At 54.8% G+C, this 8,971-nt stretch carries 7 protein-coding genes, 1 tRNA gene and 2 rRNA genes (1 of these 10 running past the window's edge); 4 read left to right on the forward strand and 6 right to left on the reverse strand.

Going from position 1 to position 8,971, the window contains the following annotated elements; all coding sequences use genetic code 11:
• From LC354_RS12195 to LC354_RS12210, 4 genes are all read left to right on the forward strand, one after another.
• A 23S ribosomal RNA gene (locus tag LC354_RS12195) occupies nucleotides 1-2,817 on the forward strand; it begins 11 nt to the left of the window's first position.
• A 117-nt stretch (nucleotides 2,818-2,934) separates the two neighbouring features.
• A 5S ribosomal RNA gene (gene rrf, locus LC354_RS12200) occupies nucleotides 2,935-3,049 on the forward strand.
• 216 nt (nucleotides 3,050-3,265) lie between these two features.
• On the forward strand, nucleotides 3,266-4,549 hold the full coding sequence (locus tag LC354_RS12205) for a metallophosphoesterase (RefSeq protein ID WP_223424165.1): 1,284 nt from the start codon (nucleotides 3,266-3,268) through the stop codon (nucleotides 4,547-4,549).
• Between the two features lie 112 nt (nucleotides 4,550-4,661).
• A tRNA-Met gene (locus LC354_RS12210) sits at nucleotides 4,662-4,738 on the forward strand.
• A 439-nt stretch (nucleotides 4,739-5,177) separates the two neighbouring features.
• On the opposite strand, the gene LC354_RS12215 is transcribed toward LC354_RS12210, so the two are convergent.
• The 6 genes from LC354_RS12215 to LC354_RS12240 form a co-directional block, all read right to left on the reverse strand.
• Complete coding sequence (locus LC354_RS12215) at nucleotides 5,178-5,627, reverse strand: DUF411 domain-containing protein (protein WP_223424167.1); 450 nt, start codon at nucleotides 5,625-5,627, stop codon at nucleotides 5,178-5,180.
• A gap of 40 nt (nucleotides 5,628-5,667) precedes the next feature.
• Nucleotides 5,668-7,059 carry a multicopper oxidase family protein gene (locus LC354_RS12220; RefSeq protein ID WP_223424168.1) on the reverse strand — a complete coding sequence of 464 codons (1,392 nt, stop codon included), beginning with the start codon at nucleotides 7,057-7,059 and terminating at the stop codon, nucleotides 5,668-5,670.
• Complete coding sequence (locus LC354_RS12225) at nucleotides 7,056-8,006, reverse strand: copper resistance D family protein (protein WP_223424170.1); 951 nt, start codon at nucleotides 8,004-8,006, stop codon at nucleotides 7,056-7,058. The genes LC354_RS12220 and LC354_RS12225 overlap by 4 nt, the downstream gene beginning before the upstream one ends.
• Before the next feature lie 6 nt (nucleotides 8,007-8,012).
• The gene (locus LC354_RS12230) at nucleotides 8,013-8,372 is read right to left on the reverse strand and encodes a copper resistance CopC family protein (RefSeq protein ID WP_223424172.1); all 360 of its coding nucleotides are present in this window, start codon (nucleotides 8,370-8,372) and stop codon (nucleotides 8,013-8,015) included.
• Between the two features lie 69 nt (nucleotides 8,373-8,441).
• Entirely contained in the window at nucleotides 8,442-8,765 is a 324-nt protein-coding gene (locus tag LC354_RS12235) for a copper-binding protein (protein ID WP_223424174.1), read from the reverse strand.
• Nucleotides 8,766-8,781: 16 nt separating this feature from the next.
• Nucleotides 8,782-8,971, reverse strand: a 190-nt coding sequence (locus tag LC354_RS12240) for a transposase domain-containing protein (protein ID WP_223423851.1), incomplete at its 5' end; no start/stop codon positions are given.

Consider the following 8,971-nt stretch of genomic DNA (forward strand, 5'->3'; position numbering starts at 1 on the left):
AAAAGGGCGTTTGGTGAATGCCTTGGCAGTAAGAGGCGATGAAAGACGTGATACTCTGCGATAAGCCATGGGGAGCTGAGAATAAGCTTTGATCCATGGATTTCTGAATGGGGCAACCCACCTGACAGTTTCATATTGTTGCGCAAGCACTCAATATGTCGCTGAAACAGGTACTTTTAGACTGAATACATAGGTTTAAAAGAGCAAACCCGGGGAACTGAAACATCTAAGTACCCGGAGGAAAGGAAATCAATTGATACTCCCTTAGTAGCGGCGAGCGAACGGGGACCAGCCGAGCCATGAATGTGACTAGAACGACCTGGAAAGGTCGGCCATAGCGGGTGACAGCCCCGTATAGGAAGCATGATTGGACGTATTAAGTAGGGCGGAACACGTGAAATTCTGTCTGAAGATCGGAGGACCACCTTCGAAGGCTAAGTACTCCTTACTGACCGATAGTGAACCAGTACCGTGAGGGAAAGGTGAAAAGCACCCCGACGAGGGGAGTGAAACAGTACCTGAAACCGAACGCCTACAATCAGTTGGAGGGCCCTTGCGGCCTGACAGCGTACCTTTTGTATAATGGGTCATCGACTTGGTCTATCTAGCAAGCTTAAGCCGTTAGGTGTAGGCGCAGCGAAAGCGAGTCTTAATAGGGCGAATGAGTTAGGTGGATCAGACCCGAAACCGAGTGATCTAGGCATGGCCAGGTTGAAGGTAAGGTAACACTTACTGGAGGACCGAACCCACATCCGTTGAAAAGGATCGGGATGAGCTGTGCCTAGGGGTGAAAGGCCAATCAAACTCGGAGATAGCTGGTTCTCTGCGAAATCTATTTAGGTAGAGCGTCATCCGAATACCCCCGGGGGTAGAGCACTGGATGGGTAATGGGGCCCCACAGGCTTACTGATCCTAACCAAACTCCGAATACCGGGGAGTACTAGATGGCAGACACACGGCGAATGCTAACGTCCGTCGTGAAGAGGGAAACAACCCTGACCTACAGCTAAGGCCCCTAATTCATGGCTAAGTGGGAAAGCAGGTGGGACGACCAAAACAACCAGGAGGTTGGCTTAGAAGCAGCCATCCTTTAAAGATAGCGTAACAGCTCACTGGTCTAAATAAGTTGTCCTGCGGCGAAGATGTAACGGGGCTCAAGCCATGAGCCGAAGCTTAGGATGCACTTAGTGCATGGTAGCAGAGCGTAGTGTGACATAATTCCATGTCTCCTTGATCCCTTCGGGGAAATTGGAGACGCGGAATTTTCTGTGAAGCCGGCGTGTGAGCGATCCGGTGGAGAGATCACTAGTGAGAATGATGACATGAGTAGCGACAAAGAGTGTGAGAGACACTCTCGCCGAAAGTCCAAGGGTTCCTGCTTAAAGCTAATCTGAGCAGGGTAAGCCGACCCCTAAGGCGAGGCCGAAAGGCGTAGTCGATGGGAACCAGGTTAATATTCCTGGGCCGTGGAGTGGTGACGGATCTCGAAGGTAGTTCATCCTTATTGGATTGAATGGGCTGCTTAGAGGTTCCTGGAAATAGCCCTCCTATAAGATCGTACCCTAAACCGACACAGGTGGACTGGTAGAGAATACCAAGGCGCTTGAGAGAACTATGTTGAAGGAACTCGGCAAAATACCTCCGTAAGTTCGCGAGAAGGAGGCCCGGTTCCTAGGCAACTAGGGGCTGGGGGCACAAACCAGGGGGTGGCGACTGTTTATTAAAAACACAGGGCTCTGCGAAGTCGCAAGACGACGTATAGGGTCTGACGCCTGCCCGGTGCCTGAAGGTTAAAAGGAGGGGTGAGAGCTCTGAATTGAAGCCCAGGTAAACGGCGGCCGTAACTATAACGGTCCTAAGGTAGCGAAATTCCTTGTCGGGTAAGTTCCGACCTGCACGAATGGCGTAACGACTTCCCCGCTGTCTCCAACATAGACTCAGCGAAATTGAATTACCTGTCAAGATGCAGGTTTCCCGCGGTTAGACGGAAAGACCCCGTGCACCTTTACTACAGCTTCACACTGGCATTAGGCCGAACATGTGCAGGATAGGTGGTAGACTTTGAAGCAGGAACGCTAGTTTCTGTGGAGTTACCCTTGAGATACCACCCTTGTTCTGCTTGATGTCTAACCGCGGTCCGTTATCCGGATCCGGGACCCTGTGTGGCGGGTAGTTTGACTGGGGCGGTCGCCTCCTAAAGCGTAACGGAGGCGCGCGAAGGTTGGCTCAGAGCGGTCGGAAATCGCTCGTTGAGTGCAATGGCAGAAGCCAGCCTGACTGCGAGACTGACAAGTCGAGCAGAGTCGAAAGACGGCCATAGTGATCCGGTGGTCCCGAGTGGAAGGGCCATCGCTCAACGGATAAAAGGTACGCCGGGGATAACAGGCTGATACTGCCCAAGAGTCCATATCGACGGCAGTGTTTGGCACCTCGATGTCGGCTCATCTCATCCTGGGGCTGGAGCAGGTCCCAAGGGTACGGCTGTTCGCCGTTTAAAGAGGTACGTGAGCTGGGTTTAGAACGTCGTGAGACAGTTCGGTCCCTATCTTCCGTGGGTGTAGGATACTTGAGAGGAGTTGCCCCTAGTACGAGAGGACCGGGGTGAACGAACCACTGGTGGACCAGTTGTCGTGCCAACGGCAGTGCTGGGTAGCTATGTTCGGACAGGATAACCGCTGAAGGCATCTAAGCGGGAAGCCCCCCTCAAAACAAGGTATCCCTGAGAGCCGAGGTAGACCACCTCGTCGATAGGCCAGAGATGTAAGTGCAGTAATGCATTCAGTTGACTGGTACTAATTGCTCGATAGGCTTGATTTGATCCAGTAAAAGCGAGATTTTACATCACGCAATGAACGATAAATCAAAAGCATACACAGACTGTAAGTCGTACGCGACTTGGACAATATTTGTTGATAAAACAGAGGATTTTTTCGGTTTGGTGGTCATAGCGCAAGCAAAACACCCGGTCCCATCCCGAACCCGGCAGTTAAGTGCTGTTGCGCCGATGGTACTGCGTCTTAAGGCGTGGGAGAGTAGGTCACTGCCAAACCTAAAAAGTCCTCTGTTTCGTATTTCTCTTACGATGATCAAAAACGGAACGACCCGCCGCGAGGCGGGTTTTTTTGTGTCTGTGCGATTTTGTGCCCCGAAGCCGCGTGCGATCCAGCCTCAACGCGTGTAGTCTCTCAAACTTTTCTGGCATTATGCTTCTTTATGTCTAAAGTTGTAGAAAATTTCAGTATTTCTTCGACTTTAGGGGCATTCCATGAACCGTGTTTCCTCACTAAGTGCAGTGACTTTGTTCGCAACCGGCGCCGCGTTGGCCTCAGGTTCAGAGACCGAGACTTATGCTTGGGTTCAGGTTGCGCAGAATCAGACTGCTATCGTGCGTGTCATAACTCCAAAGTCTTGTGAGGATATTTCAACGGCTACGCTTACGTTTACTGAACGAAAGGCACCCAGCAATGCTCAGATCGTCAATCTGGCGGGTACCTTATGTGAGGCGACGCAGGCGATGGCATCGGTCCCCACGCAAATATCTGTGGACGATATTTTGCTAACCGTGCCTGGCACAGACGCGCCCGAACGGGTGTTGGTTCTAGGCGATACAGGCTGCCGCGAGACTCCAGCGGAACATCAGAACTGCGCCACGGACTGGCACTTCAAAGCGATTGCAGATGCATCCGCAGAGCTAAGGCCGGATTTGATCGTGCATGTCGGCGACTACACGTACCGCAAAAACTGCGGATGGGGAGAAGAAGGCTGCCCAGGCAGCGACAATGCGTTACGCGAATGGTCAGTGTGGGAAGATGACTTCTTTGCCCCAGCCCAGTCCTTACTCGCTGCGGCTCCCTGGGTCTTCGTCCGGGGCAATCACGAGGACTGCGCATATCGCGACGAACGTGCTTGGGTCGGTTGGACACAGTTCTTCTCCCCACAAGCATTGGCCGGTAATCAACCCTGTAACGTTCCAAACAGTTCATTGATGGAGCATTTTGCTTTCGATAGCGGCGCGGCGGCGCGGCCATTGAATCTATATGTGCTGAACGCCAATGTCGCGAACTACACCCACGGCGACAAATTTTCCTCATTGAACCCATCCCAGGAAAACTGGATCCTGACGCATGTTCCTTTTTGGAGCAAAAATACCCGTCGCCATCACGAACCCTTCCCCAATGGATCGTGGCCCGCCAGCGATCTTATGCTCAGCGGCCATGTCCATCTGTTCGCTCTGCATCATGCTGATTCTTACGGAACCCGGAATGCGCCACTTCAGGTGATCCAAGGTGCCAGCGGTGTAAACCTTGAAGGGCCGGGACAAGTCTACAACACGAAATATAATTTCTCTTACGAGAATGAATTCTCGATCGCGATGATCGAACGCGATAGTACCGATAAATCCCATATCACGCTTTGCCTGCGCACCCCGTCAGGAGGGCTTGCCGCGTTTAAATCCTGGGCCTTTAACAGGCAAGCTGCGGGTGGGATAGTTTTGGATAACCCCGATACCACGGCAACACGAAACGCCGCATGTGTCGCGCCCAACTGACATCGGCAGAGTCCCGCGGGTCAGTTTGAAAAAAAACAGATTTATAGCCATATTGCCATTGCATGACCTTGTAGTCACCGAAGACTTGACGTACATCACCTCCACCGAATGGCGCGGGATGGAGCAGCCCGGTAGCTCGTCAGGCTCATAACCTGAAGGTCGTAGGTTCAAATCCTACTCCCGCAACCAAATTACTACGCTAAATCAAACGCTTAAAGCCCGACCTAATCAGTCGGGCTTTTGCTTGTGCGGTTTACATCAACGCCACATCAACACCGGACCAGAAAAACCGCAGCCACGCGCATAAGCAGGCAACGGCAGGGAACCGCCGACAGCTGCGCTGGTCACGCACGGCAGGTTTAGAATTTTCAGACCTTCGCTGCGCCGCGCATGAACTGGCACAATGCGGGACAAGGCGTGAATTTCCCTGCGCATGCGTGCACGGCTGCTTGAGCGCGATTTGCGGCCTTTCAGGATGGTTTGCTAACCTCCATTGGTAACGGTCTTGATCCGGTAGGAGAGTCTATTCATCATTCCGACTTCGAGCCTTAATCCAAACCTCTGTCCCATAGCTGATCGCCACGCTATGTTATTTGGCGATCAAAGTAAGTGACTTTGCTGGTCAGACCTACGAATGGCGCTCAAACACAATGATCTCTCCACCATGCGATACAAGTAGCGTTTCAAAAGCATCGCGTTGGTCGCCCATCTCCATGCCGGGCGAGCCGATTGGCATTCCGGGAACGGTCAGGCCGAGTGCGTCTGGACGTTCGGCCAAAAGGCGTTGGATGTCAGCCGCCGGGACATGGCCCTCGATGACGTATCCTTCAATAAACCCTGTGTGACAGGAGCTGAGCTCGGGTGTTATCCCTGCATTGTCCTTGGCGGACCACAAGGCACCTTGGGTGACGTCTTGCGCATCAACGTCAATCCCGGCGGATTCAACGTGGGCGATCCATGCCGAGCAGCATCCGCAAGTCGGGGTTTTGAGCACTTTCATGCGTGGCGTTGCGGCAAAGACCGGACCAGCGGCAAGTGCTGAGCCAGCGGCGATCATTAGGAAGTTTCTACGGTTCATTGGATTTCTCCTTTAGTGTTTTATTCTGGCGCTAAACGGTTCAAGCCACGCGCAGCCATGTCATCATTCCGCCTGCAGAATGCTCCAGCATGTGGCAATGCAAAAGCCAATCTCCGGGATTGTCGGCAACAAACGCTATCTGCGCAGTTTCGCCTCGGTCCACAAGAAGCGTGTCACGCAGCGGACCTGCCGTCCCATTCGAACCTATCTGTCGGAAATGGTGCCCATGAAGATGCATCGCGTGGGGCCAGGCCGTATCGTTGGTGATGTCGATCCGAACGGTTTCGCCCCGATCAGCCGCAACCAAAGGCTCATCCGGCATGTCGGCCATGCCGTTGAAGGCCCAGACTTTACCGGCACCGGCCATCTCGCGCATGCCCATCATCTGTCCGCCCATCATGGCACCACCCATACGTCCCATGGCCCCACCTTCCATCAGAAGGGATGCTTTTCTGGCAGTCTCCAAAGGGCCAAGCTGCGGCAGCGGGTTGGGTGGCAGTGGTGACGGAGCGTCCAGACGTTCGGATCGGGCGACCGCTGTGACGTCAAATGTTGCGATTGCATAACCGCCGTCACGCTCGAAGCTGATAAGGAAAGCTTCCTCGCCAACGCTCGCCGTCACGTCAACAATGATGTCCGCCCGTTGCGCCGGTGCAAGTGTCAGGCGATCCAACGGTTGTGGTGCATCAAGCGGCATGCCGTCCAACGCAATGATCCAGCCCCCAAGGCCCTGAGCCTCAAGCGAGAAAATCCGCGCATTTGCGGTGTTCACGAGGCGCAAACGGTGACGACTGAACTGTTCAACCGGCTGACGCCAGTCTCCGATCCCATTTACGGTAATCCAGTTCCCGATCCGACCGGCATGCGCCCAGTCGTGCATATCACCGAAACCGCCCGCGATCTGGGCATCCTCCGCCAGACGCCAGTCATCAATTAAAAGCACCTCATCGTTGTCGACTTCGGGGCCTCCCCCGGCCTCTTCGACGACCAGCGCCCCGGAAAGCCCCCGCGCCATCTGCTCATAGGACCGATTGTGGGGATGATACCAATAAGTTCCGGCATCGGGCACGACGAAGTCATAGAGAAATGCCGCTCCGGGTTCGACGACGTCTTGTGTCAAGCCGGGGACACCATCCATCGCGTTGTCGATGCGGATCCCATGCCAGTGGATGGTGCTCGGCTGCGGGAGTTCATTTTGAAATCGGCGCGTCATTCGGGCGCCTTGCGGCAGCCTGATCGTAGGACCCGGAACTGCTCCGTTATAGCCCCACACCTGCGTTTCAGGGTAGTTCGCGGGCGCGAGTTGAAGCACGCCTTCACGCGCGATCAGGTCTGGCGGCGTTTCAGCCTGTAGAGCTGTCGGACGAAAGCCAGTTGCCGCCAATGCCGCAACCATCCCACCTCCAAACGTCCGACGTGTGATCGATTTCATAAGAAACCCCCTCTGTTAGTTTCTGTAGTCTGACCGCTGGCGGCCGCACTATCGATTTGGTTTGTAGCTTCAGGCGCGCTGATCGTGGTCAGGATTGCTGTTGTCATAAGGATCAATGCAACAAGCACCGATTCCATTCGAATGCTCCGACGCAGATGCGCTCTGGCACCCGGCTCTTTCCGAAGCAAGGCAGGCGTCAGCCGCAACTTGTTCCATGCGGCAAAGCCAATGATGCCGAGAAAAACGCCCAGCTTGATTGCAAAAAACTGCCCGTAGGAGGTAAAAAGCGCATCCAGTACGTTGCCAGTTAGCAGCCACAGCGTCACTCCGCCCGCCAAGGTCAACGCACCAACGACCCAGACGGCAATCCGGCCAAAATCGTGGCTGATCTGGCCGACGATACTGGCCGTGTTTGCCCCGGAAAGGCGGTAGAGCGGTGCGAAGGCTCCGACCCAGAACGCCAAGCCCAAGATATGGAGCGAGATGAGTGCGGCAAGCAAAAAGCGCGGTTCCTCGAGCGCATGGCCGCGAAACACGAAAGATGCAGCCACGGCAAGGACACCGAATGCCGCGAGCGGTCGCCCAAGGCGTGCAGGCAGCAGGATCGCACAAATCAAGGCCAGTCCGACAAGCCGCAAAGCGATGCTGGAGCCGAGGGGGCTTTCCGAAACCATCGTCAGCATCATCGGGTCTGTTGCGCCCTGCCATGTGCTTCCCATCAGGAAACTCGCACGCAGCGGAAGTCGCATAAGGGACAAAAGAGCTGCCCCAATGGCGCAGAAGACCGACAACCGGCGCAGTGCTTGCACTTCGGGTGCGGGAAGATGGCGGAGCGTCAAAATACTCAAAATGCTGCCCATCGCGATCAACGCCGTCGCGTAGACAAGCGCCTTTACGCAGATGGACAGCCAAGTGACCAAATCAGCTGAAGCGACCGCGCTCAGCATCGGGTCTCAATTCGAGATTTCAAAACTGAACGTTCCTTGCATTGGATGACCATCGGCTGCCAATCCCCGCCATTCGACCTTGTATTGCCCGGCTGGCAGCGCTGGCGGCGCGGCACTGAATTCACTGACGGGCTGCATATTATCGCTGCGCGTCACATCATGCGCAGCCCCATCCTGATCGGTGAGAGAGATCAGAGTGACGCGCATTGGCATGTCAAAGCGCATTGAAATTGTCGGCGGAGACGTCTCCAGAACGGCCCCATCCGCAGGCTCTGTTACCTCTTTCTTGGAATGCGCATCTGCGCTTGGAGGTGCGAACGCCAGCGAAAGCGCTGCGATCGCGGCAAAGTAAACGGCAGGTTTCATATTTTGCTCCTGAGCCTGGGTTCGAAAAACTCTGACCGGAAACAAGGTCTCCGGCCAGCCTCCGCAGCTCTATTCAGGCATAATCGCGCCAATTGCATACATACCGTCGTCGCCCTTGATCAGCATTAATGTAACTGAATCCCCAGCCGCGATATCGCCCATCATTTCCGCGTCGGGCATCATCGCCAAATCCATCGTCATGGCAGGCCAGCCGATTTCAGGAATGGGTTCGTGACTGACATTGGCAGTGCCGTCGCCGATGGAATTGACCACGGCCTTTGTATGCACGGCACCTTCCATCATTTCGTCACTGACGGCCATGTTCGAATGGTCCATGTCCGAGTGGTTCATTTGCGCATACGCCAGTGGCGCGCTCAGAACAAGAGTAAACATCCGGCGTGGACCGCGTTTATGCGGCCTTGACGTTTTGTGCTGCGGTTTTCCAGTTCCATGGTAGCAGCTCGTGCACGCGCGAGACTGGCATGTCGGGCAGTCGTTTGAGAACGTCAGCGAGCCAGGCTTGGGGGTCGATGTCGTTCATTTTTGCGGTGACGATCAGGGTGTACATGAAGGCTGCGCGGTCGCCGCCGCGTTCGGAC

Origin of the sequence: Tateyamaria pelophila, from assembly GCF_019966495.1 — a bacterium.
In the GTDB taxonomy this organism is placed as follows: domain Bacteria; phylum Pseudomonadota; class Alphaproteobacteria; order Rhodobacterales; family Rhodobacteraceae; genus Tateyamaria; species Tateyamaria pelophila.

Bases quoted from the DNA above. Each gene is read 5' to 3' on its own strand.
- LC354_RS12205 (WP_223424165.1), top strand. From the start codon at position 3,266: ATGAACCGTGTTTCCTCACTAAGTGCAGTGACTTTGTTCGCAACCGGC.
- LC354_RS12215 (WP_223424167.1), bottom strand. From the start codon at position 5,627: ATGAACCGTAGAAACTTCCTAATGATCGCCGCTGGCTCAGCACTTGCC.
- LC354_RS12220 (WP_223424168.1), bottom strand. From the start codon at position 7,059: ATGAAATCGATCACACGTCGGACGTTTGGAGGTGGGATGGTTGCGGCA.
- LC354_RS12225 (WP_223424170.1), bottom strand. From the start codon at position 8,006: ATGCTGAGCGCGGTCGCTTCAGCTGATTTGGTCACTTGGCTGTCCATC.
- LC354_RS12230 (WP_223424172.1), bottom strand. From the start codon at position 8,372: ATGAAACCTGCCGTTTACTTTGCCGCGATCGCAGCGCTTTCGCTGGCG.
- LC354_RS12235 (WP_223424174.1), bottom strand. From the start codon at position 8,765: ATGTTTACTCTTGTTCTGAGCGCGCCACTGGCGTATGCGCAAATGAAC.